The following is a 25,966-nucleotide window of genomic DNA, read 5'->3' as shown; positions in this document are numbered from 1 at the left end:
GAAGAGGGGATTTGATCTTGGGAAAATTGGTTGAAGAAGTGAAACTTTGGAACACACCAATTATTGGAGCTTATTTTATTTGGAAATTCACTCGAGGATATTGCGATGGTCACCCACATGGAGATGCTCCTATTGGTCTTCTACATTTTGTTGCCATTGCTATTTTAACAAACAAAGATTTACTCAAACCTATCAGTAATCAAAGAGCAGATCTACAATCGTATGTTAGGAGTTTTGAAAATACAAAAGACTCCGATATATTATTATCTATTCAACAAAGAATAAGAGATAAAAGAGAGTATACACTTGCTGCAATTGATGTTGCTATTGCGGAAGGAATGGTAATGTGGGACATGGAAAGCGGGAAATTGTACCCTCGCAATTTAAATAAACCTGGTCGTGGAAAAGCATTGAAAACTACAATAAAGCGAGAAGGAGAGAAAGCCGAGATATTGGGGAAATGGTTTTCTAAACATGATCTTCATGCTATCGAGGCATATCTTAAGGTGGTGTTCTAATGAAATTTCAAATATTAAAATTAATTATTTGGCCAAAATCACAGGGGTTTGCTCCTCAAATAGTACCTTTTGAATTAGGGAAAGTAAATGTAATTACAGGAGCATCTCGTACAGGGAAATCTGCCATTATACCTATTATTGATTATTGTCTTGCATCAAGTGATTGTTTTATTCCAATAGATACAATACGTGATTATGTATCTTGGTATGGTGTCCTTATTCAAACGGAACATGAACAAGTTTTGATTTCAAGAAAAGTTCCAAATGGGAACAGGGTGTCAAATGAATTTTATCTCTCTAGAGGTTCAGTTGTAAGTATTCCCCCTATAATTGAGGAGCCAAATGAAAAATCTGATGGTATAAAGCATATTTTAAATGTAATTGCATCTGTACCATATTTCAGTTTGAATGGAGGGGAGGATGAAAAAGAAAGTTATCAAGCTCGTCTCGGATTTCGAGACTTGATGGCATTAGTTTTTCAAAACCAAGACATTGTGGCTAATCAAAACATCTTATTTTATAAGACACACGCTCATGAACATCGAGAAAGACTTAGAAATTGGTTTCCATTTATATTGGGAGCTGAAAATATCGACGTTTTAACAGCAAGGCAACGCCTTCAGTATGTAGAAAAAAGATTAAATCAACTAAAAAAAGAATTTGATAAAGTCAAGAATGTTTCAGCTTCATGGATGGCTAATATGCTTGGTCATTTGAAAATAGCACATGAATACGGAATTTTAGTAGAAGAAGTTTCAGATGAGACGGATCCGGATGACTTGTTAGTTACGGCTAAGCAAATATTTGAAAATATACCTGAATATTCAAATACCAAACTTGATAATATCGAAACAGCAAATAAAGAAGTTGTTGAGCTTGAGATTGAAGAGGAACGAATTAGTATTGAGATAGGTTTAATGAAAAAAAGGTTGAATGATGTTAAACGTTTGAAATCAGGATTCCTTGGCTATGGAGATTCTCAGCGAAAAAGAGCAGATAGACTTCATATTTCACAATGGTTAGAAAGTGTGGCAATAGATTCTCAGGCATGTCCAGCATGTGGAAGTTCTGAACATCCGAAATCCAGGTCAGAGCTACCGAAGGTTATTGCTGCATTTAAAAAGTATGAAGATCAATCTAGAAGTGTTGCAGAAATTCCTACTTCATTTTCAAGGGAAGAGGAAAGAATCAAATTAGATTTACAGAACCTTCTAGATGAAAAAGAGAAATTACAAAGACGATTTGATTTGCTGATAGCTCGAGATAAAAGTGCACAGGAAGAATTCCAACGCAAAAAAAATATGTTTTTATTTCTAGGTCATCTAAAAGCATCGATTGAAACATTTGAAAGACTTGTTGATGGAGGAGATTTGCAGGAGCAAATTTCTATTCTCGAAACAGAATATAGTGAGTTAATTAAGAAGGTAGATCATGGTAAAGTCTTACAAAGAATTGATAATGCAACTGCAATTATATCTCAACGTATTTTGGAACACTTGAAGACTCTTGATGTAGAGGATAAATATCGAAAGATTGCTCCAAAATTTAGCGTCAAGGATCTTAATATATCTGTTTTGAGTAATGATGAACATTGGCATTTTCTTGCTGAAGTTGGTAGCGCATCAAATTGGGTCTCTTTTCATATTGCCTTAATGTGTTCTTTGCAAGAATACTTTCTAGAGCATGAACCATCTTGTGTTCCTAGCTTTGTAATATTTGATCAACCAAGTCAAGTCTATTTTCCAAAATTAAAGAGAATTGATCCTGATGTTGATTATGATCCTGAATATGATAACGAGGATATTAGTGCGGTGAAGAGTATGTTCAAAACCATCGCTGAATCGGTTGTGTCTAAAAAGGGAGCCTGGCAGTGCATCATTCTTGATCATGCAGATAGTGACATTTATGGTGATATTGAAGGTATTCATGAAGTGGTTGAATGGAGAAATGGAAAAAAGTTAATACCGGAAGAATGGTATTCATAGAGGTTGAGAATTTAAGAATAATTTTATTTCAATAAATCTAAAATCCTTAAGAAATCACAGAGGGCAAGGTGATGTTCGTGGGTTGGACAGAAAGAGTGAAAAATAATATATTTCCTGTTAGCAAGGAAAAAAATAATGTTCGTAGAGCTTTAGATGAGTGGGTTTATAAAGGGAACATGTACGATGTTGAAACACCTGATGAAGTGTGTGAATTATGTGATCATCCTAATATTCGATACCAATTTGAAATTATTAATATTCATAATCAAAATACATTACAGATCGGTTCTGAGTGCGTAAACAAGTTTGAAATTAGTGTTCTTGATCAATCAGGTAAAAAGCTGACTAATAAAGACGCAAAGAAAAAAGTTAATCAAGATAGAAATAAGCTGGTGACAGATGCAAAAAAACGAGATTTAATTAATTCTCTTGTTCAGTTGTCAAAAGTGGATGAAGATTTTGACATTGAGAATTTCATCAAATATTTTAAAGAAAATAGTGCATTTACTCCAAAACAACTAACTACTCTTATTTGGAGGCTAGAGAAATACAGTATTAAGTTCAAGAAAAGTCATTTTAAAATGACTATGAAAAGAAATAGGGATAAGCAGCAATTGTTTGATATGGAGGACTGGAGAGTAAAAACCATATGGGACTGTTTATCAAGTTCTCAAAAAGGAATATACAATGAACACATTGAGAGAAAAACATTTACAAATCATTTGCCGCTCTAATTTATTATTCCAAGTTGCTCAAGGAAGAGCCTAATTTGACAATATAAGCGAATGCAAGAAAAATTGTTAATTTTGCGTTATTTAATGTGAGTCAAGATGATGAGCTTTACATCATAAATGCAGCTCTTAAAAAAATCAAAATCACTTATTCTTAAAAATTGATTTTATATTTTATTTAGGCATGGCTTTGTTACAGTGAGGTATATTAGTTTTATCTTTTTATCAGGGTGTGTACCAAGTGATGTCCCATGACAACTGAAAATTTACCCAATAGATTAGCCAAAGAAAAAGTCACCGTATCTGCTGAAACACGCACATCACAAATGGTTCTCTTGGTCAGAAGACACTTTTGACGAAATTAAGAGCTTGACAATAGAATGGAGGATTTCATGAAAATTAATAACATCATTGTGAGAAATTTTAGGTCTATTAAAGAAGCTCATGTTAGTGTAGAGGACATTGTCGCTTTAGTAGGAGAAAACAATGTGGGTAAATCGGCACTCTTAAGAGCTATAAATTCTTTCTTTAATTTCGAAGACGAGAGGAAAGCATTTGAAGATGAGGATCATAGGCATGCATCAAAGACTCAATATACTGATATTATAATAACGTTTAGTATAATTAGCGGCAAGACCAAGGAAATGTTTGCTGATTATATAAATAATTCTAATTTAACAATTAGATTTCGCTACAGTTATAAAACAAAAAAACGTACATACAGCTATAAATCAGGTATAACTTTTGAAAATTTGTCGGAAAATCATGAAGTTCTAATTTATATAGATAAATATATACAATTCGTATATATACCAGTAGAACGAACTATAGATGATGTCGATTTTGCTACAGAAAGTTTATTTAAAAAAGTAATAGAGGAAACATTAAAAGCAAAAACTGAAAGTAGAGATAGTATTTCACCGAGACTTAAAAACGAATTAGGAGTAATAGAATCAAGAATATTAAAAAATATAGCAAGTAATATTGATAAATATTATTTACTAACCCATAATTTTACTTTTAAGGTGCAGTTTAAAGGGAATATAGATTATTCTATTATTTTAAATGATATTGAATTGAAGATTAACGATCTTAACAGAGACTTTAATCTAAAAGATTGCGGAAGTGGCGTAATAAGTATGTCAATCATTTCTATGCATTTAATTTTAGCAGAATTAAGGCATTCTAATGTAGTCTTTGGAATTGAGGAACCAGAAATTAATTTACATCCTCAAGCACAGAAAGAACTAATATTGAATATGAAAGAAAATTCGAAAATTAATCAGCTATTATTAACAACTCATTCTCCAATAATTATTGATCAATTAGATCATCATAAGGTAATATTGGTGAAAAGAGAGTATGATAATAAAAAAAATGTTCAAAGTAATTTATATCAACTTTCTAAAAGCTTTTTTGAAGACAACGGGATAAAAGAGTTTAGTTACTACCAGTTTTTTAATTATAGAAACAGTGAGTTCTTTTTTTCGAAAATTGTTATATTAGCAGAAAGTAAAAATGATGCACAAGTTATAGATCATCTACTAGCGAGGTATAACATTGACACAATAAAAAATGGGATTTCAATTCTTAACTTAGAAGGAGTTAAAAACTTTAGATATCCTTATTATCTATTAGAACAATTAAAAATCCCAAGGATGATGGTAGTTGATAAAGATTTTTTTACAAATTATAAGAATAACTCATTAGATCAGAGTAGAGATGTAAATGGTTTTCCTGAATACAAGGGCAATTTGAATAAGAAGAAATTTCTAAAAAACTTAACAAAGAAAGAATCGTCAGTTGTAAAATTTGAAGATTATTTATCAAACAATAAACATACCGAAATTCTTAATTTTCTAGAAGATTATAATATTGTGTGCATGAAATATAATCTAGAGTGTGATCTTATTTCAACTTCTCAAGGAAAAGCTCAATATTGGGAAGAATTAAACATATCTTCAAAAGAAAGAACAACCAATAAGCTTTTGTTAGAAAATTCAGAAAAAATCAAAGATATTAATATACTAATGAAAGCGTTAAGTGGAATATCTAAAAATGGATTACCGCAATCTTATAAAAGAATTCCTAAGATAATTACAGAATTAATACAAAAAATGAAATAATACAACACCTAAATAAAATAATTAGTAATTTAAGTTGACAATAACATCTCCTAACACAAGTTTCACGCAGCGGGCACACGCCCTTGGTTGGAAGATGATTATACAGTAGAAATAAGTTCACCAACACAGACGTCCACCTAAGATAAGAGCTATCTAAGGTGGACGTCTGTCGTGAAATCAACAACGTTATACGAAATTAACGAAAATACACTAAAGATATTGTAAACTTTAATCTTTAGTATTACTGGGGGTTCGTACCATGAATGATAAGACAATCAAAATCCGATGGGCGAATACAACTGATGCAGAAGATCTAGTTAAACTCAATGATGCTTTTAACGGAGTAGGAATTACCATAGATGAAGTGAAGATAATCTTCCATCATCGAATGAACTGGTAGCTTTGGCTTTTATTGATGATGTTTCGGTTGGATTTTCTTGTGCACAATATTTCAGATCGTTTTGTAAACTAGAGGAATCAAGAGATCTTATACAAAGATGATATTAATCTATTTTTTGAAAGAAAAAAATACTTGTCCAAGAGAGTGTCCTTCAACGAATGCTCTCTTTCCTAATAAATATTCTTTAAAAGCCGAATGCCTGAATTATAGCGCAATCGGCTTTTTTTCGTTGAAGGGAGGAAAACGAATGAAAAAGGTAGTGGCCCATGCACTATTGTAAAATAATGCATAATTCAACAAGTTGAAAAGGTGTAAATTTCCATAATAACTCGAAGATACCAATAAATTAATTAAGGATAAGTCAACATATCTGTGTAAAACATACATAAACCGGTGAACTGATCCCTTGTTCAGAAGCAGCTCTTGTAAACAATCCCACAACCTGCTCATATCTATTAAATGTCGCTACTTATTGACCCACACGTACCTCCCATTGATGGGATGTTCGCGTGAATCAATTTATAAAACTCCTGCTAATATAAATATTGGTGGGATTTTTTTGTTTTTAAGTATAGTTAGCAATCTTAATAATCTTCCAATTGATGCAATAAAACATGCATGGAAGAACTTATTTATACTCTGACGCAGCAATCCGCACCATTCAGATCCGAGGCGAGCATTTCGCCCAATTTTGCTACTGCTGGTTATCCCACCCTTCATCCGAAAACCTGTCCATTACCTTCTCACAGAATTTCAAATAGATGTACTTGCCATAATTCAGTTGTCAGATGAGTAGCTCTGCATAGCAAAAAAACTGGATAAATTGTTAATTTAAGCCCTATAATCACTAAAATCGATTATAATTAAATTTATGTTCAAGTCGATTAACTATCCTAAGTTAATAGGATATGCTATAGAGTTTTCAAATACATACTTATGCATGAGAGGAGGCGAATGATATGACGATAATGCCTGTTATAGTAATGATCTTTGTATTTGTACCTGCCATTGTACTCATGGTAAGCATGCCTTATTTATCAAGAGAGACGATTAATTTTGGGGTCACCGTCAGCCCTGTACAATTCCATAGTGAGCCTCTGCGCCAGATGCGGAAGTCATATGCTTGGATTAGTACTACCTTGCATACTATCCTATTCATTGTTTGTATCATCTGTCTAATATACGGTGACGAACATTCCATGCAACAAAGTTGGATCATTGTCACTTATTCACTCGCCATGGTCGTAATCTCCCTAGTCATAAACATTAGCTATCATTTCAAAATGAAAAGTTTACTACCTATGCTGCCTATTGCTCTGGAACCATCGATCATGGCAGTGGACACTGAATTTCGGAAAAGAAACATAGGCTTGTCTAGTAATTGGTTCTTCATTCATGTTTTAATTATTGGTGTTACTATTGTAACTGTGCTACGTAACTACGATCTGATTCCTGATCAGATTCCGATCCATTACGACAGCAGTTGGAACGTAGACGGCTATGTAGCTAAATCTTATAGTTCTGTGTTTATGCCTACGATAATGCAAGTGTTGGTAACACTTTTGTTTATATTTGAGAATTGGAGTATTCGCAGAGTGAAGCAGCAGGTTCAACCCACTGATCCTAATCGTTCCATCAGACAAGACGTAACTTACCGCCGTACTTGGTCATATTTTATGATTACAGCAAGCTTCTTAATAGTTATCCTGTTTTCCGTCGTGCAACTAAACATGATATCTCTGCTCAACATGAATTTCGCTATCCCTATTATCCTAATCATAATAGCCCTTATCATCCTATACGCCTTCGCCTTAACGTTCTGGGCTGGTCAGAGCGAAAGCCGCTTGGAGAGATCTGCCGATAGCTCCAATGTCAGACCTGTCCATGATGATGATAAATGGTTATTAGGTATGATTTATTTCAATAGCAAAGATCCAAACCTAATCGTCAAGAAAAGGCTCGGAGTCGGCTGGGGATTAAATTTCGGTCACCCAGTAAGCTGGCTGTTTTGGCTCGGAATTATTGTACTGTTAGTTGTGGTGCGGTAACAAGGCAAACTCTTATTGAGCAATTGATTTAAATCAGCAAGTTTGATCAAATTAACAACCGGGATATTCCGCGACCAGCTTATGTGGTATATCCTATATATTTATCACCTTAATGTTCATCATACTTTAGCGAGTAGACCGCTATTAATTATTGGACATAATATAATATTTCTAGAATTATTGTCTATTTTGATAATTAGTCATAAAGGAGGAGAACGACGATGATAAGAGGATTAACAACAGCAGGCTTGGGTGAACTCAGTTCTAATGAAGAATATATCAGACTTGCGAGCCAATTCGGCTTTCAGTCGATAGACGCAAATCCATTGGAGTTAGTGCAGCAGTATGGTAAGGATGGGGCTGTTCAATTGCTAGAAAGCCATGGAATCATGCTAGGATCATTTGGTTTAGTGGTAGATTGGCGCACGACAGAGGATAGCTTCAGGGAAGGGTTGAAATCGCTTACCCAAATGGCTGAGGCCGCTGCTGCATTAAATTGTACGACATGTTGTACATATATTTTACCTTCAACAGATCTTCCGGTCGCAGCTTTTATGATTGCAGCCACAAGACGTTTAAGACTATGCGCGGAAATATTAGGCGCTTATGGAATTACATTAGCATTAGAGTTCGTAGGCCCTCATCACTTACGTACACAATGGGCAAATCCACTGATTTGGACGATGCAAGATACGTTGAGCTGGATGGAGACGATTCAAGTAAGGAACATCGGATTGTTATTGGATTCTTACCATTGGCATACGAATGGATTAACGAGTGAGGATCTGCTGAAATTACAACCGCATCAAATTGCATATGTCCATATTAATGATGCTAAACCTCTACCGATAGAGGAATTGTTAGATTTCGATCGATTGTATCCAGGAGAAGGTTCTATTGATCTCACAGGATTCTTGGTAAGCCTGAAAAAGATGGGGTATACCGGTGTGATCGCCCAAGAAGTTCTGGCGCCGGCTTCCGCGCAAAGTTCATCTGAATTATTTTCTCGTTCTAAAGCAGGCTTCGATAAAGTATTCTCATCACTGGAAAACGTATCAATATAGATTAAACTTGAAAATATTCAAAAAAGGGAAAAGTGCTGGAATTCCAAACATTCTCTGGAGTCACGACCAACCCGAAATAGGAAAATCATCAGATCAATCTATATATCATTTGATGATCTCGCGTAAATTAAGTTCTATAAAAACTTCTGCCGAAGTGTTGGTAGAAGTTTTTTTCTGTTAGCAAACGCTCTCCCCATGTGATAGTATTTCACTAAAATACAGAGATGATTATTTAGCGGCTCCATTGTTAGTGAGAGGGGAGAAGTCGTGTCAATTCGGATAAAACTACTGTTATCTTATACGGGAATGCTAGTCGTTAGTTTACTTATGATCGTAATGACGGCAGCTTTATTTACAATTGCTTCTACAGGAGATGTTCACAGTCTTCGGGATTTTTATAAAGTGCACTATCAATTAAATCCGTTGTCAGAGCAAGAAGAATCGATTTTTTTAGAATTAAAGTATTTAGCAAAGCATGACCCCGATGAATTGCAGAACAAGGATTTGTTACTGGAGTATGATTTTAAGCTAAAGACCGAGAAAGCAGGACTATTTGTAAGGCGAGTGAATGACCCCGTTTTTGAATCACGCACCTTCAATCAACCTGAATTAAAGGATGCTTTACCACCTTACGATCTGAATAACTATCAGATTCGTAACACATTTAATATTAAAGAAAGATTTTATGGCTATGCCAAATTTGACTTTAAATATTCAGATGGGGCGAAAGGCAGTGTTTTCGTCATCAAAGAGCATAGTCCATTTGCGGAACTCACACGGAGGCTGCTACCAATCTTTTCATTGATATTAATTGGCGTGCTTGTAGTTGCGAATCTGCTATTATATCGCTGGATTACACGAAGTGTTATTAAACCACTGAACAAGTTAAGGGACTCCGCAGAACGAATTCAAGAGGGTGACCTTCAATTTGAGCTTAACCTGCAATCCAAAGATGAGATAGGGGAGTTAAATAAAGCGTTCGAAATGATGAGACAGAGGTTACAAGAGTCAGTGAACCTTCGTCTGCAATATGAGGAGAATCGAAAAGAGTTAATCTCAAATATTTCACATGATTTGCGGACTCCGATCACAAATATTAAAGGCTTTATTGAGGGCATAAGAGATGGCGTCGCCAATACACCTGAGAAGATGGACATGTACGTCGACATTATTTATAACAAGACTATTGGAATGGATAAATTGGTTGATGAATTGTTCTTATATTCCAAACTGGATTTGAATCAGGTTCCATTTTCGTTCGAAGCTGTTGATATTACTGCATTCCTTGAGGACTGTATCGAAGAGATGCGCTACAATAACGAAAATAAAGGAGTTTCATTTCAGCTAGACAATCACACCTCCGAACGTATTGAGGTTCTTGCAGATTTGGATAAATTAAAACGGGTATTACTGAACGTAATTGGAAATGCGCTAAAGTATATGGACAAACCTCAGCCTTTAATCCGTTTTTCTCTGCAAGTTGATAGTGAATGGGTGACGGTTGCAGTGAAGGATAATGGAATGGGCATTGATGCTGAAGCTCTTCCACATATCTTTGAACGGTTTTATCGTGCGGAGCCTTCTCGAAGCTTATCGACAGGCGGCAGTGGACTTGGTCTTGCGATCGCTCGTCAGATTATTGAAGGACATGGTGGAGCGATATGGATGGAAAGTGAACCAGGTGTGGGATCAAGTCTGTTCTTTACTTTAAAGCGAACGACCGACGAAGGAGGATTTCAGTCGCATGACACGGATTCTGATTATTGAAGATGAGGCAACGATAGCACAATTGGAAAAAGATTATTTTGAGCTGAACGGTTTTGCCGTTGATATATGTCATACAGGTTCTGAAGGGCTTGGGCAGGCTCTGGAAGGGGATTACAATCTTATTATCGTAGATTTGCAGTTACCTGGCATCGATGGTTTTGAATTATGCCGCCGTATCAGGGAGGCGAAGGAAGTACCGATCTTTATCGTATCTGCGAAAAAAGAAGAAATCGATAAGCTTCGGGCGTTTAATCTCGGAGCGGATGATTATATAACGAAGCCCTTTAGTCCAAGTGAATTAGTAGCAAGAGCGAAGGCGCACCTAACAAGATATGAACGCATGCTTAGTAAGCTGGAACCTATGGAGAAGCATGAGATTCAAATTCGCGGAGTCCATATCGATAAAAATTCCCGCAGGGTGTTTGTGCGTAATCAAGAGGTTTTGTTTACAGCGCGGGAGTTCGATGTACTGGTCTTTTTAGCGAGTCATCCGAATCGGGTGTTTAGCAAAGATGATCTATTCGAACGGGTTTGGGGAATGGATTCCAGCGGGGATATCGCAACAGTGACGGTTCATATTCGCAAAATTCGAGAAAAGCTGGAGTCAGATCCCTCGAATCCACAATATATTGAAACGGTGTGGGGTGCGGGATACCGATTTACGGTGTAATGGCGCTATCCTTGACGATTTTCGATATTTTTAATATCCAGTTAATACTTTATTAATAAATCGTTTCTGGAGAGTTTATTTCTTTCCTTTATCATTCAGTTATAGACATGAGCAACTATTAACTTAATGATACTTGAGGGGGAAATACAGTGAAAATAGTTTCTAAAAAAGCAGCAGCATTAATGGTCGCAGCAGCACTAGGCACAACCTCTTTACCCTTTGCGGTGTTAAATGTACAAGCAGCACCTGCATCAAGCAACATAGGGATATCCGCAGTAGCATCGAAGGTATCAGACAAAGAAATTCAAGAAGCCGTTGAAGCACTTGTAGGACTGGGTGTGTTGCAGGGGTATGCAGATCAATCGATGGGTGTACACAATCCAATCACTCGTGCAGAATTAGCGAAAATGGTAGCATTGACCTTTAAATTACAAGGTTCCGAGGAGAATGATGCTTCATTCACCGATGTGAATTCAAACGTATGGTATTACCAATATGCATCAGCACTTGTTGGTTTAGGGATAATGGAGACGGAAGAAGGTAAATTCAACCCTAAAGAAACGGTAACGGATGCAGAACTTGTACAAGTAGTATCAAAGGCGTTAAAGCGTGATGTCTTATCGGTTAACTACTGGGCAAATCAATTGAATTCCACTCCTGAACCCGCAACACGCGGAGAAGTCGCAGCCTTACTGAATACAGCTCGTAAAGCAGTGCCTTCCGATAAAGCTCAAATTACAAGTATAAAATCGATCAATGAAATTACATTAATCGTGACATTGGATGCGCCATTGACTGCTGAGAATGAAGTGTTTGCTAAAGCGAAAGAAGATTTTGTATTCAATGATGGTCTAACCTTGACGAATATGCCTCGCCTGAAAACGGGCTCCATTGCAACGTACATCGTTCCTACATCGGTACAAAAAGCTGGAACAAATTATAATTTAACGTACAAAGGTAAGAATGCAGGATCATTTGTAGGAAATTCAGCGAAGGTGGATATGACGACAACCACTCAGGTAACCAACGATACCTTCGAGATTGAAGCACTGAAAACAAATGGCGTTATTGATTATGGATATGTCATCTCTGCATACAGTGGTGGTCGTGGTGCTAACGCATTTGTTTTGGATGAGAATAATAAAGCAAACGGCATCACGTATCAAATCATTTCTTCCATGCAAGGCAGACAAGTAACGATAACTCCGGAAGGTGGAGAATCTATCGTTGCCAAGTATGTCCCATTCACACAATCAACAGATGGTAAGATTGAACCGAAATTTCGGCTGCCTGAAGGACAAGTCTTGAAACCGGGTGTGAAATATACCGTAACGTCCGACTGGGCCAATATAGCAAATCCATCATTTGAAGCGAAAGAAATAGCGCCACTGCAAATCTCCGGTGCGGAAGCTGTCAGCGAAACATCCATTAATGTAACTTTGGCTCAAGATCCTGGGGATGAATTATTTTCGGGTCGTAGTGTACAACTAACTGCTCCAAACGGAGACACATTGGCTGCAACGTATAAATTCTCCAGTCGTAAAGGTGCGGTAGGTGTATTCGATATTACGAATAATGGCAAATTGGCTGCAGGCACAGTGTATACTGTAACACCGTTGGGTGCATGGGCAACATCCCAAGCAACATTAACTTCGAATTAAGGATAATTCACAGGAAAGGTGTTGGTTGCCATGCGCTTTCTCGTGTTAACACTCATCCTCTTGATTACTGGATGTCAGACCGATGATTTCAAGGTGTTAAACAACCAAGGGCAGCAATCAACTCAGGAGGTGAACAATGAAATGGATAAATTGAACCAAGCACTGTTAACTGCTGCTCGTCAAGGAGATAAGGATCTTATAGCCAAACTATTAGCAGACGGTGCAGATATTGATGCTACGGACAAAGATGGTAGAACGTCCGCTATGATCGCTGTACACACGAATCAACTGGATGTATTCAAATTTTTGCTTGAAAAAGGTGCCGATATCAATATGCGTGACAACCGCTCGGATAATCCACTTCTTTATGCTGGAGCTGAGGGCATGCTTGATTTTGTGAAGGTATCTGTTGCTGCAGGTGCTGATACATCAATCCTGAACAGGTTTGGGGGAACGGCACTCATCCCTGCTGCAGACCGTGGTCATGTGGACATTGTGGAAGAGCTTCTTACCACTTCTGACGTCAATATTGATCATGTCAATAATCTGGGTTGGACTGCATTACTAGAAGCTATTATATTGGGTGATGGGGGCAAAGAACATCAGGCTATAGTTCAACTCTTAATTCAGCACGGTGCTGACATCTATCTTGCAGATTCCGATGGAATTAGTCCCTTAGAGCATGCTCAAAATCGGGGATATAAAGAAATGGTTGAAATGTTAATGAAAAAGAGTAGCGAGTCGTTATAATGTATGGAGAAAAAAAGGAAACTTCGATCAATTTGGAGTTTCTTTTTTTTGTTCTTTGATCCTTGTATTCCTTACGTCAACAGACCTCATAATATAGTATAATCAGACTATAATGTTCAATAGTGGAAGATGGGGATATAGGACTATTAAATTTTGTCGAAGAATGAGGCGTGCATGAGAACTTCGGAGAATAAAATTAAGTTAAGTCATATGTTATACATAGTAGTATTTATAGGTTTGTTGCTTGTGGTGCGCTGGGGTTGGCATAATCATTTTTCGTTGTCCAATCCACCAACTGTGAAGCAAGGTGTGCTAGATTTACGCGGGGTGGACATTGAATCAATTAGCTCCTTTCCGCTGGATGGAGAATGGGAGTTTTATCCTGAACAATGGGTGAATAACGCCAACATTGATAGTGTTTCTGGGGGACAGAGGCTACAAGTTCCGGGTAACTGGAATGCTATATTCAAGTCTGAAGAGCAAAAAAAAGCATATGGATACGGAACGTATCATTTGCGAATTCTGCTGGATCGCCCCTTATCTGAGCCACTTAGCTTTTGGTTCCAATCCATTTATACGGCTTCTGAAGTGGAGATTAATGGAACAGTTCTCTCACGGTTTGGTGTGTTATCTAATGATAAGGAAGGCCATGTCTCTGTGAAGAAGTCATTCCTGATTAGTTATGCACCTACAGATCAGCACGAAGTGGATCTGTTTGTTCGGGCTTCAAATTTTGAGTCTCCGTTAAAAGGAGGCATTGTACGATCCGTGGAGTTTGGCATTCAACATGAGGTGGACACCGTTTACTGGAATTCCATTGGCTTGCAGCTAATTGTAGGGGTACTGCTTCTATTACATGGATTGTATTTATTGATCATTTATTTGATGGATGTGCGAAAAACAGAATTGATTATTTTCTTCTCCATGATGGTTGCAGCGGCTGTATCCATTGGAGTTGAACATAACGGATTATTGTTCCGGTTTCTTCAGGTTGATTTTATCTGGACGTTGAAGCTAAAGGTGCTTTCGTATATAGGGTTCTGCTTGTTCCTATTCCTGATGGGTAGAGAGCTCTATGGGAATCTGCGAAAAGGTAAGGTCTTTTATAGTTATATCCTCTCACTTCTCGGTTTTACCCTATTTATAATCTTTGGTCCAGATGATACCGTGCTATATTCGATCGAAAAAGGGGTCTATATGATCCTGTATTACGTTCCAGTATGTTGGACGGCTTATTATTTTATGAAGATGGTATTCATTCGTGCTGAGGGTGCATTATTTTTATTATGCTCAGTGCTTGCTGTGTTAAACAATATATTATGGGCTTCTGTTTATTACGCAGGAACCTCACAATTTATGTTTTATCCGGTAGATTTAATTGCTGCACTAGCCACTTTTTCAGCTTATTGGTTTAGAAGATACTTTCATCAATCCCATCAGAATGTGTTATTAAACGCTCAATTAGCAGAGGCAAATAAATTAAAGGACCGTTTTCTGGCGAATACGTCACATGAACTACGGACTCCCCTGCATGGGATTATGAATATTGCCCAGAGCGTGTTAACGAGGAAAAAACATGTGCTGGATGAAGAAAGTCAACGTGACATGGAACTGCTAATTATGGTCAGTCGGCGGATGTCGCTCATGTTGAATGATTTGCTTGATGTGGTGAGATTGCAGGATAAACGGATTGTGATGAATATAAAAGCCGTGCAAGTAAGGTCCTTGGCGGAGGGTGTGCTGGATATGTTACGCTTCCTCACCGGTGGAACAAAGGTGGAGCTTAGCATGGATATCGATGAGAATTTACCGTGTGTGTATGCTGATGAGGAGCGATTAGTTCAGATTCTGATAAATCTAGTTCATAATGCGCTTAAGTATACTGAACAGGGGAAGGTTGAACTAGTCACAGAGCAAGTGGGAGGGCACGTATGGATCCATGTCACAGATACAGGAATTGGTATGGATGAGTCACTGAAAAAGCGTGTTTTTATGCGTTATGAACAAGGGGCTTATGGCGAGGGTGGTATCGGTCTGGGACTTAGTATCTGTAAGGAGCTGGTCGAACTACACGGTAGTGAATTATTGTTGCAATCGCAGCCGAGTCAGGGTAGTAAGTTCAGCTTCAAATTACCTGTAGTAGATGAGAGTGTTCAATCATCCGTTTCGAATGCACAACTAGAGAAGGATACGGAAACATTGTCACCATTCAGCGCATGGATAACTGCTGAGACGTCTGCTATGGTAGCTGCCACATATTCCACGAAGGAAGAAGAGCCACTCACAAAGCTTGATCCAGACTCTGATGTTATACGTGTTCTGGCGGTTGACGATGATTCGGTTAATCTGAAAGTTTTGCAAAATATTTTGTCAGATGGAACCTATCAGATGGTTACTGCGACTTCTGCACGTGAAGCGCTGGATAAATTAAACCATGATCGATTTGATTTGATCATCACGGATGTGATGATGCCGGGTATGTCTGGTTACGAATTGACAAGATTGATTCGTGAGCGGTTCACGATGTATGAATTACCTATTATTCTACTGACCGCTCGTAGTGAGCGGGAGGATGTTTATGCGGGCTTCTTGGCTGGAGCAAATGATTATGTCACCAAGCCGGTAGATGCTATGGAGTTGAAGTATCGCGCCTTGTCCCTTTCATCTATGAAGCGAGCGGTTAATGATCGGTTGAGGATGGAGGGTGCTTATTTACAAGCCCAGATACATCCGCACTTTCTTTTCAATACACTGAATTCGATTATGTCTTTAAGCGACTTTGACACTGCCAAAATGAGAGAGTTATCAGATGCGTTCGCAACTTATCTGCGCATTAGTTTTGACTTCTTAAATGCAGGCAAGCTCGTTACGCTGTCACAGGAGCTTGAACTGGTTGAGAATTACGTATATATCCAGCAGCAGCGTTTCGAGGAGAGGCTCCATGTGGAATGGGAAGTAGATGCGAATCTGGAAATGTTAATTCCTCCGCTTACGATTCAACCACTAGTTGAGAATGCTGTTCGACATGGCGTATTGAGTCGGGCTAAAGGTGGAACACTGCGTATTCACATTGAGACACGTGCGGATGCTGTCCATTTTAACGTTGTAGATACAGGGATGGGAATGGACGAAGCACAAGTCAGCAAGCTATTAAATCCAAAAAGCTATAAGAACCAAGGCATTGGGCTGCTTAATACGGATAGAAGATTGATTCAATTATATGGAATTGGCTTACAAATAAAAAGTATTCCTGGTGTGGGGACTACGGTTTCTTTTATCATTCCTGATGAGGGTTGACTGTGATCATAGGGTAACTCCTTGGAGTTATCCTTTTTGGTATTTTATTTAGAAAATTATGTGATTATTTCACTATTATCCCTTAGGAGATTGTAAAAATAAAAATGATCTGGCATGATTACAAAGAAAGGAAAAATTGTAGGTGAGAGGAAATAGGCATGGGGAATGTCAGAAAATCATTGACGATAGGAGAAGAAGAATGACATTAAACTTATTTGTAAATGAAACAAGAAACCAACTGAGCTGGATGAATCGTCCTGAGCGCTGGGAGTTTACAGACTTAGATGAGCTTACAATAATTGCACCTCCTGAATCAGATTTTTTTCAAGACCCGGCAGGTAAACATATCGCAAGCTCAGCACCATTCTTATCCATACCTGTGGGAGCTTCCTTCGAAATGACAACCAGAATTAGTGTCGATATGCGGCATAAATATGATTCAGGCTGCCTAATGTTTATGATGGACCATTATAACTGGGCCAAGATTTGCTTTGAATTCGACGGACAGTGTCCCATAATCGTGTCTGTGGTGACAAGAGAAGGGATGTCAGATGATTGTAACTCCGTACAAGTTGCTGTAGACAATCCTTATTTGCGTATGACCAAGCAAAATCAGTGTGTCACCTTTTCTTATTCAGAGGACGGTGCGGATTGGAAACTTATCCGATATTTTGGAATGAATAAAGGTGCTGAATGCGTAGCAGGTGTAGTCGCGCAATCCCCGCAAGGTGAAGGCTGTTCAGTGAAGTTTGATTATTTGAGCTTGTCGGAATCGAAGGCTGAAAGCCGCTTCTAATGAATCAATTTTTAATAAACAATCCTTTTCGGTCTAACTTTAATTGTTTTGAAGTGAATTGGATGATGAATTCCTCCACGGCGGATATGGTAGCAATGATACATACAAAGACATTCCAAATGGAGTGATCGATGTGGAGAAGCCATAGAGGAGTTATAAATAAGAGGAGCCCGGTCAGTTTATTGCCATAGGTGTGAAGGCTTGCGTAAGTTTTGAATCTTCGGATGGCAACCCCTATCGATGTTATACGGATGACAGCGATCATGAAGATCCAGAAGATGATTACATGTGTAAGTCCGAGAAACGGATACAATGTAAATAAAGTGACAGCTATCAGTATTGTGTCGGCTGCAGAATCTAGCTTTGCACCAAGACTACTTGTTGTGTTCGTCATTCTTGCAATAGGTCCATCGATCAGATCGGTGATTCCGCAAAGGACATAAATAATAAGGAAGACCGAACTTAACGGCTTGAAGAATAACAGCATTATTGCCAAAATGATTCTGCTAAGCGTGATATAGTTAGGCACAAGCTTCAATCTCAACCCCACCTTTGTTGATATATTATGGGAATACTTAAGGAGCCGAGGAGTACTCATTATGCCACGAATACTCAATCAATCCCGGTTGATTTTGATGGAGGGGCTTCCTTCAACAGGCAAATCAACTAATGCAGGAATATTATTTCAACAATTAGAGCAAAATGGCGAGCAGGCTAGATGGATTCACGAAGTAGCGAGACCTCATCCAACTTTATTTTTTTATGAAGCATATATGGAGAACGAAGAGTATCTAGAATTTATCGCTAGTTATCCCCATACAGTTCCGATATTGGAGCAGCTTCTCATTAAACGAAAGCGTGGCATTGGAATTGATCTGCTAGAAGTAGAGTGGAATTATCAAGAATACTTAGGTAGTGATGCGTTTACGGAATTAAAAAGATATGATGTATGGAACTTCGACTTGGAACGTTATAAACAAGTGGCCATTGAAAAGTGGGAGCATTTCGTAAAGAAACAACTCCACTCCAATCAAATTGTAATCTTGGACAGTTGTATTTTTCAATTCCAAATATACACCTTTATCTTAGCTGACGCACCATTCATCCAGCTTCAGTCATTTATCGAAGCAATTTATAAGATTATATCTCCGCTTCAACCCTCATTGATTTACCTGTACAGGAATAATACGGATGACACAATTGATTATCTTACAAAGAGTCGAGGAACTGCATTTTTGGAGCGAATTTGGGAAAGAGACAATCATCAACCATACTATAGAAATCGTCCTCCAGGGGCGGAAGGCTATAAGATGTTCTTAAGAGATTACGGTAGATATGCAAGAAAGCTTTTCGACTCAGCTCCTATAAGTAAACTTTCGTTGGAAATTTCAGAGAGTAGATGGGAAGACTATGTTGATTCGCAACTAAATTTTCTGGGTATCAATTATTTACCTTTTTGCGGTTTTACAATGCCATATGGTACTTACAGATGTGAGGAAATAAATGAGCAGCTTCAATTGGTTGAGGGGCATATTATTACTCCAGATGGTTCTAAAAAGAAGTTAGTGCCCAAATCAGGCTCGGAATTTTATATCCATGACTTGCCAGTAATTATTAGGCTTGATGGGGAATGCCTTATTATTAAGGGAGAACAGTTATGTGACAGATGGACGACAAATGGGGCAATCTATCAAAAGCAACCATGAAGTGTTCTTCCAAAAGGGAGTGGCAATCTGGCTATTTTACCAGAGGCGTGCGAATTATATAAAAAAACAAGCAGGAGCGAATGAACGCTCCTGCTTGTTGCTATGCTTGTGAAAGCTTATTGCGCGGATACAGACTTGAACCATTCGTTAACTTCTTTGGTGATTTGGTCACCGCCATTGGATTTCCAATTGGCAACGAATTGGTCAAAGGAGTCTACTGGCAGTTTGCCATAAATAATTTTGTTGAAAGTTTCCATTTCGGACTGACGAAGCAGGTTCCATTTGGAAACCATTGTTGGTGTAGCAGCACCAGTAAAGTAGTTTTGTTTACGGACGTCTAACTGCGACATAACAACTTTTCCTGCCGCCCAGTTCTCTGGTTTACGGAACTCTGCCATTTGTTTTTCATAAGGTGTTACAGGTGTCTCGCCATCAGCAAGTTTAACCAAAGTCTTCATAAACAGATCAGGAATACGGGCCGGACCTGTTAAGAATGGGAATTCATTGGAGAAGTCTTTAATCTTGTCTTTATCACTTGTAGGTTGTCCATCAATCATATCCCAGTCGTAACCTTTAGCAAAGCCATATTCATATTGACTGCCTGCAGCCGGGTTAGCTAGGTTATCAAGCAAGTAGTTATAGTACAAGAAAATCGCTTCAGGGTGCTTAGCATCCTTGTTAATCATGATACTAGCGTTTACACCGGAATTCTGCCATTTGGTTCCAATCAAACCATCGGGTCCTGCTGGAACCGGATAACCTTTAATCTTCGCACCAGGTACATTCTTCATAAGGTCGGGAGCGGGCCAGTCTGGAACCCAGTTGGCGCCTGGCAGAATACCAGCTGCACCTTTCGTGAAGCTCTCAGCAGATTTACCTTCATCCCAAAGAGCGGAGTCCGTGTGAATATAGCCTTTATCCATCCATTCGCTAAGCTTCGCGAGTGCTTGCTTAGCACCTGGGTTAATGGAACCGTATTCTAGATTGCCGTCTTTGTCTTTGTTCCATTGTTCCTCAATCGTACCGTATGCCCCAAATAACCAGTCGAGTTGACCCATCCAGGTATTTGTATTGTTTTTCAAAGAAATTGCAAGCGGGTACACATCTTTAGGTGCTAAGCCATCAGGGTTTTCGTTTTTGAATTTGTCCATGATGTTCTCAAGATCAGCGATGGTTTTTGGCGCTTCAAGGTTCAGCTTTTCCATCCAGTCTTCACGCAACCACAAGAGCGTATCATCATTGTCGGTATATTCAAGGATCGGCAGATTATACTTCTTGCCGTCTTTAGTGAATGGGTACCAAAGTTCTGGATGTGCTGCAACGTGATCTTTCAGAATTTTGTTGGCATACTTATCAAATAACTCATCAATAGCGATGAACTGACCGGAATCAATAAGCTGATTGGTCAATACTGCGTTAGTTGGTGCAAAAACGAAATCAGGAAGCTTTTCGCCGGAAGCAATGGCAAGTTGAAGCTTTTGTCTGTATTGATCGTCATTTGCAGGATACCAAGTATCTTTATGCTTCATACCCAATGTTTCAAGCATCCAGCGATCGTGAACGTTGTTTTCTTTGGTATCACCTTGAACATACTTCTTAGGCATCAATACGGCACTGAACTCGATTGGTGGATCGTATTTGCCTTTTGCGAAAGCAGCATCTGCTTCGGATTGGGTATTATTGGTAGCGTTACCATTTTTGGCGTTCTCATTAGATGTGCCGCTACTGCCACATGCTGTGAGAGTGATAAGTGCTGTGACCGTGAGAAGCGACCACATTTTCTTGAACTTGATCATTCTTCAATTCCCCCTACTGTGTATGATCTTTACAAGTGTAACTTTAACAACTTGTCGGGGATGTCATCTATATGAGATTTTTAGTTTTGATAGGACTCTATCATGCTCTTTATTTTGTGTCTCTATATTCCTGCGGTGTTACCCCAAACTGCCGTTTGAATACTTTGATAAAATAAGCAGGGTCCATATATCCAATCTCCATGCTGATTTCATAGACTTTTTTAGTGGTGGTCTTCAGCTTATGACAGGCACGATCCATCCGCAAGCGCGAGATATAATCGCTGATTCCTTCACCCGTTTCAATCTTATAGATTTTTGATAAATGTGTCGGATGGAGATTTACATGGTCAGCTAGAACACGTAATGATACATCATCATGCAAGTTCTTATCCGTATAATCTTGAATTTTTTTTACATACTCGGAACGAATGTCTTTAATTTCGTTGGATGTTCCTTCTTTTAGCTGGGCCAGAACACTTAGAGACCATTTTCTTAGTTTACTGATGCTGGAAAAAGCATCCCCGCTCTGTAACGCTTCGATATCGGTCCCCATTAAGTTTGCCAATGTATGACCATTACGATGTGCGAGATTCGTGAAAGAGGCAGTAATTAAAAAGCCAGCCTCCATGCAATGCTCCCAGGATTCAGACCATTTCTCATCCAGCTCGGCACAGACGGCAAGCAATTTTTCTTCAGCCGCATCCCAATGTCCACTCTCTAGTAGATGAATCAAAGTGGGAGGGGTATAAAGAGCATCTAAGGGGCCATGCACTGAAGGAAGCTCCAAGTCACTGACGCGCATAATGAATTCACGCTCATCCCCGACAATTTGACGGAAAGAAGATGAAGCTTGCTGGAAACGAGTCGACAGCTGCTCAGGGAATTTGAACCACTCCGTTATTACAATGGATAGTGAACCTTTCAGAAATTGCTTAACCTTATACTGAAGTTGTAAAGAAAGCTTCTCTAATATGGATTCTTTTTCAAGGTCGGTTCCTTGATCTTTAAGCTGAAGCAGAAACACAAGGTAACCATGTTCTTCCTTAACCCCCCAGACCTCCATAAATTCTCCCATAATTTCTTCAGCCATATTAATGATCGCATATTCGATCAAGGTTTGATCTGTGTTATCAAATTCTCCGAATTCTTCTTCCATTCGTACAAGCATCAAAGCGGCTTCTCCGGATTGGAAGGGCAGATCGTAACTCAAAAGCTTCCGTTCCCATTCACCGGCTTGAAATCGATGTCCTTGTAAGGCATCCAGGAGTAATCGCCCCCGTAAAACCGGAAGATTCTCCCGAAGGGTAAACTGGGTCCGACTAAGTGAACTTATGAGCTCCCATTCTGCGTTTAATTGATTGATCGCATTTTTAACTGCTCCGAGCAATTCATCATCAGTAGGCGGTTTAAGCAAGTAATCCACGGTCTTATTCTGTAGTGCTTTTTTGGCATAATCGAATTCTGAATGGCCGGATAAAATAATACACTTAATTTTTTTATTGTGTTTTCTTATTCGTTCAATTAATTCAATTCCTGTCATTTCCGGCATTTGGATATCTGAGATCACTATATCAATGGGATGCGTATCGATAATTTGCAGCGCTTCACGTGCGGAATAAGCTTTATGCACCTGTTCAATTCCTAGCGTATGCCAGGGTTTAGTCATGGAAAGATTATCTACCCAGTGTGCTTCGTCGTCTACTATGATCATCTGCATGTTGTTAGTCTCCTTGATGTTCCTTTAATTTATAACTATCATCCTCAGTTGGGATTTCCCAGACTATTTCTGTTCGGAATCCACCGAGAGGGGATGGCTTGAAGGTAAGACTTGAATGATTGCCGAACAGGTGCATGATCCGCTGATTCGTATTCCAAAGACCACAACCCATTTCCTCCTGTAAAGGCTCTTGCATTTTACGGTTTAATGCTTCTAGCTGATCCGGATTCAAGCCGGGGCCGTCGTCATCAATATAAATTCTACAGAAACCGTTTGATTTCTCACCACTAATTTTGATCTCGCCTGATGAATAGGACTTCGCTACGCCATGAATCACAGAATTCTCCACCATAGGTTGGAGCATTAGGCGAGGTACAGATTGGCTAAGCATATCCTCAGGAATATCAATATGATAATCAATTCTGCCGTTGCGCAGTTTTTGGATATCTAAATAGTTGACCAAGAGCTTGATTTCTTCCTCCAAAGAAGCCGTCTCCCGTTCCATACGGGTGGTATAACGGTAGTAGGCACTTAAATTATATGCCATTGATACGACAGCGTCTTCATCCTTCATCTGGGCCATATTGATAATATAACCAAGACAGTTATAGAGGAAATGTGGATTAATTTGCGCTTGAAGCTGCTTGAGAGTAGCTTCTCGAGCTCGGATCTTTTCATTAAATACATTTTCTATCAGGTCTTGAATTTGATGGGACATATCATTAAAACGACGGAACAGAAACGAAAACTCATTTTGCTCATTGCTATGAAGCCGTACGGAGTAATCTCCTTCTTGTACGCGCTGTAAGCCGCTGACTAGCTTTTTAATTGGATATTGAACGTTTCTATATAGCAGAATGGAAGAGGATACTCCCACAACAAATAGCAGAATCATTGTGATATAGAATAAATCCCGACTAAGAGAAATCGGTTTGAGAATTTGATAAAGCGGCACAACATCTACTAAATGCCAATCCAAAGTGGCTGATTTGACAGAACTGACCAAATAGTTCTTCCCATTTAGTTTCACTACATCCTGAGTTGTATTCTCCGGAGAGTGACTATCCAGGTAATTAACTAGTTCGTCGGATAGCTGCTTGTCCGCGCTACGGTTGAGGATCGGTTTCTCCCCTTTGTGATAGAAGAACGGATCGCCTTGCCCACCTGCTTTGTACGAATCGAGCATGTTCTGAATGTTCGTATAACTAAAACTAGCTTCAATGACTAGGCTACTTCCCGTTAATGTCCCCGGCTGAGCTAAGGAATCCGTTAAGAACCAGTAAAAGGATTTTAGATCGCCTTGAGATTCCACGCCATGATCACCATACGTCCATCTTCCGCTCATATTTGCTTTTAAATAATCCTCATCATACCCGATGGGTCTGTCGTAATTGGCGATGACATCTTTATTTTGCTGTGAATGAACGGCGTATCTGGTCGGCCAAATATCTGTAACCCCAGCTTGAAGCACCATCTTTTCCTGGAGAATATATCTGGTCTGCATCTGATCATATCGATCTTCCCATACATTTAGTCCATTGAATGCCCTGACGTTAGGATCTCTTGACAGAATAAGAGTGAAGTCCATCATCTGATTAATTCGCGAATCGATCTGATTGGACAAAAAAGTAAGTTGTTTCGTATTGGACGTCTGCAACTCTTTGCCTACAACCTCGAAGGTGACGTTATTTGAAAAGGTATACATGATAATGATGGGAATGAATAGGATTATGATCAAGCTGTTTATTTTGGCAAACAGACTAAATCGAGATTGTAAGTTTCCTCTAAGTATTGTAAAGCGCTTCCATAAATTCATAAATGCCCCTCCAGATGTTGTCCTAATAAAACCCTATCAAGCCTAACAATGTTATATAGTCAAACCTGAGAAACGCCTGATACTATTTATAGCAGAGATCCCCATCACACACAAAATATTTTTTTTGGGAACAGGAGAGAGCTATGGAGGCTAATATGGAGGTTAACTCGATACCACAGGCGAGCCTAGAAAGTCAGCCGAGTAAAAAAAGAAAAAAAGGCTTTAATCAACCATGGATTCTCCATTTTATGGTGTTGCCAGCGGCAATCATGGTTTTTATTTTTTCTTATATTCCGATGTCCGGAATTCTTATGGCATTTCAAGACTATAAACCTGCACTAGGTTTTTTTAATTCCGAGTGGGTCGGACTTAAGCATTTCAGGTACATGTGGGAGAATGATTATTTCCTGTCCATTACGTGGAATACGTTATTTTTTGCTTGCTCCAAAATTGTTTTGAACTTGATTATTCCGTTTATCTTCGCCTTATTGCTTAATGAGGTAAGAAGAATGGGCCTTAAAAGAACGATTCAAACACTCGTTTATCTTCCGCACTTTCTGTCTTGGGTTACACTTTCAGGGATTCTTATTGATATCCTTGCTCAGACAGGTATTGTCAATCAATTCCTCACATCTGTATTCGGCATCAAGCCGATTTTCTTCCTAGGAGACGGCAACTGGTTCAGGTTCACTATCATTGCCAGTGATGTTTGGAAAGAGTTTGGTTTCAATACGATTATCTTTTTAGCTGCACTTTCGGGTATCAATCCATCACTTTATGAAGCAGCTGAAGTGGATGGGGCGGGGCGTTGGAAACAAACGATGTATATCACAATCCCAGCGTTAATCCCAATCGCTATCGTAATCGCCACCTTGGCACTGGGTAATGTACTCAACGCAAACTTTGACCAGATCTTTAACTTGTACAGTCCATTGATCTATCAGCAGGGAGATATCATTGATACCTTCGTGTATAGAGAAGGTCTACTAAGCGGACAGTTCAGTTTCGCAACCGCAGTTAATCTATTTAAATCGTTTATTAGCTTAATCTTAATCGTAGTCTCTTACCGACTTGCTTATAGATTTGCAGGGTACAGAATTTTCTAGAAAGGATGACAA

The 25,966-nt window shown here is 38.8% G+C and carries 19 protein-coding genes; 15 read left to right on the top strand and 4 right to left on the bottom strand.

Annotated features, from left to right (window positions below; translation table 11 throughout):
• Nucleotides 1–17: 17 nt before the first annotated feature.
• The 13 genes from NSU15_RS18930 to NSU15_RS18870 all read left to right on the top strand — a co-directional run bounded on the left by NSU15_RS18930 (nt 18) and on the right by NSU15_RS18870 (nt 17,813).
• Nucleotides 18–518 carry a three component ABC system middle component gene (locus NSU15_RS18930; RefSeq protein WP_339287250.1) on the top strand — a complete coding sequence of 167 codons (501 nt, stop codon included), beginning with the start codon at nt 18–20 and terminating at the stop codon, nt 516–518.
• A complete protein-coding gene (locus NSU15_RS18925; protein WP_339287248.1) occupies nt 518–2,503 on the top strand; it encodes a DUF3732 domain-containing protein in 1,986 nt (661 codons plus the stop codon). The genes NSU15_RS18930 and NSU15_RS18925 overlap by 1 nt, the downstream gene beginning before the upstream one ends.
• A gap of 77 nt (nt 2,504–2,580) precedes the next feature.
• The gene (locus NSU15_RS18920) at nt 2,581–3,237 is read left to right on the top strand and encodes a hypothetical protein (protein ID WP_339287246.1); all 657 of its coding nucleotides are present in this window, start codon (nt 2,581–2,583) and stop codon (nt 3,235–3,237) included.
• Between the two features lie 389 nt (nt 3,238–3,626).
• A complete protein-coding gene (locus tag NSU15_RS18915) occupies nt 3,627–5,360 on the top strand; it encodes an AAA family ATPase (RefSeq protein ID WP_339287245.1) in 1,734 nt (577 codons plus the stop codon).
• A 259-nt stretch (nt 5,361–5,619) separates the two neighbouring features.
• Nucleotides 5,620–5,760 carry a hypothetical protein gene (locus NSU15_RS18910; protein ID WP_339287243.1) on the top strand — a complete coding sequence of 47 codons (141 nt, stop codon included), beginning with the start codon at nt 5,620–5,622 and terminating at the stop codon, nt 5,758–5,760.
• A 959-nt stretch (nt 5,761–6,719) separates the two neighbouring features.
• A complete protein-coding gene (locus NSU15_RS18905; RefSeq protein WP_339287241.1) occupies nt 6,720–7,808 on the top strand; it encodes a DUF1648 domain-containing protein in 1,089 nt (362 codons plus the stop codon).
• A gap of 221 nt (nt 7,809–8,029) precedes the next feature.
• Nucleotides 8,030–8,872, top strand: a complete 843-nt coding sequence (locus NSU15_RS18900; RefSeq protein ID WP_339287239.1) for a sugar phosphate isomerase/epimerase — start codon at nt 8,030–8,032, stop codon at nt 8,870–8,872.
• A gap of 267 nt (nt 8,873–9,139) precedes the next feature.
• Entirely contained in the window at nt 9,140–10,639 is a 1,500-nt protein-coding gene (locus NSU15_RS18895) for a HAMP domain-containing sensor histidine kinase (protein ID WP_339287237.1), read from the top strand.
• Nucleotides 10,617–11,309, top strand: coding sequence for a response regulator transcription factor (locus tag NSU15_RS18890; RefSeq protein WP_042129085.1), 693 nt, complete (start codon nt 10,617–10,619; stop codon nt 11,307–11,309). The genes NSU15_RS18895 and NSU15_RS18890 overlap by 23 nt, the downstream gene beginning before the upstream one ends.
• Before the next feature lie 149 nt (nt 11,310–11,458).
• On the top strand, nt 11,459–12,970 hold the full coding sequence (locus NSU15_RS18885; RefSeq protein ID WP_339287235.1) for an S-layer homology domain-containing protein: 1,512 nt from the start codon (nt 11,459–11,461) through the stop codon (nt 12,968–12,970).
• 30 nt (nt 12,971–13,000) lie between these two features.
• Nucleotides 13,001–13,720: an ankyrin repeat domain-containing protein gene (locus NSU15_RS18880; RefSeq protein WP_339287233.1), complete on the top strand. Its 720-nt coding sequence runs from the start codon at nt 13,001–13,003 to the stop codon at nt 13,718–13,720.
• Nucleotides 13,721–13,894: 174 nt separating this feature from the next.
• Nucleotides 13,895–17,017: an ATP-binding protein gene (locus NSU15_RS18875; protein WP_076121062.1), complete on the top strand. Its 3,123-nt coding sequence runs from the start codon at nt 13,895–13,897 to the stop codon at nt 17,015–17,017.
• Nucleotides 17,018–17,216: 199 nt separating this feature from the next.
• Nucleotides 17,217–17,813 (top strand): DUF1349 domain-containing protein, encoded by a 597-nt coding sequence (locus tag NSU15_RS18870; RefSeq protein ID WP_339287231.1) that lies wholly within the window; start codon nt 17,217–17,219, stop codon nt 17,811–17,813.
• Between the two features lie 4 nt (nt 17,814–17,817).
• Here NSU15_RS18870 and NSU15_RS18865 read toward each other — a convergent pair whose 3' ends face one another.
• Nucleotides 17,818–18,342, bottom strand: coding sequence for a CDP-alcohol phosphatidyltransferase family protein (locus NSU15_RS18865; RefSeq protein WP_339291395.1), 525 nt, complete (start codon nt 18,340–18,342; stop codon nt 17,818–17,820).
• Nucleotides 18,343–18,412: 70 nt separating this feature from the next.
• Between NSU15_RS18865 and NSU15_RS18860 the strand changes: the two genes are divergently transcribed.
• Nucleotides 18,413–19,519 carry a hypothetical protein gene (locus tag NSU15_RS18860; protein ID WP_339287229.1) on the top strand — a complete coding sequence of 369 codons (1,107 nt, stop codon included), beginning with the start codon at nt 18,413–18,415 and terminating at the stop codon, nt 19,517–19,519.
• A gap of 116 nt (nt 19,520–19,635) precedes the next feature.
• Here the strand turns inward: NSU15_RS18860 and NSU15_RS18855 are convergent, their stop codons facing one another.
• The 3 genes from NSU15_RS18855 to NSU15_RS18845 form a co-directional block, all read right to left on the bottom strand.
• Complete coding sequence (locus NSU15_RS18855) at nt 19,636–21,315, bottom strand: ABC transporter substrate-binding protein (RefSeq protein WP_042129073.1); 1,680 nt, start codon at nt 21,313–21,315, stop codon at nt 19,636–19,638.
• A 109-nt stretch (nt 21,316–21,424) separates the two neighbouring features.
• Nucleotides 21,425–23,032, bottom strand: a complete 1,608-nt coding sequence (locus NSU15_RS18850; RefSeq protein ID WP_339287227.1) for a response regulator — start codon at nt 23,030–23,032, stop codon at nt 21,425–21,427.
• A gap of 4 nt (nt 23,033–23,036) precedes the next feature.
• Entirely contained in the window at nt 23,037–24,848 is a 1,812-nt protein-coding gene (locus NSU15_RS18845) for a sensor histidine kinase (RefSeq protein ID WP_339287225.1), read from the bottom strand.
• A 155-nt stretch (nt 24,849–25,003) separates the two neighbouring features.
• Here NSU15_RS18845 and NSU15_RS18840 point away from each other — a divergent pair, with 155 nt between their 5' ends.
• Complete coding sequence (locus NSU15_RS18840; protein ID WP_339291393.1) at nt 25,004–25,954, top strand: ABC transporter permease subunit; 951 nt, start codon at nt 25,004–25,006, stop codon at nt 25,952–25,954.
• Nucleotides 25,955–25,966 lie beyond the last annotated feature (12 nt).

It is taken from the genome of Paenibacillus sp. FSL E2-0201, assembly GCF_037963325.1.
GTDB lineage: Bacteria > Bacillota > Bacilli > Paenibacillales > Paenibacillaceae > Paenibacillus_AQ.
The sequence above is the reverse complement of the archived record's forward strand: the minus strand, read 5'-3'. Positions and strand labels throughout refer to the sequence as shown.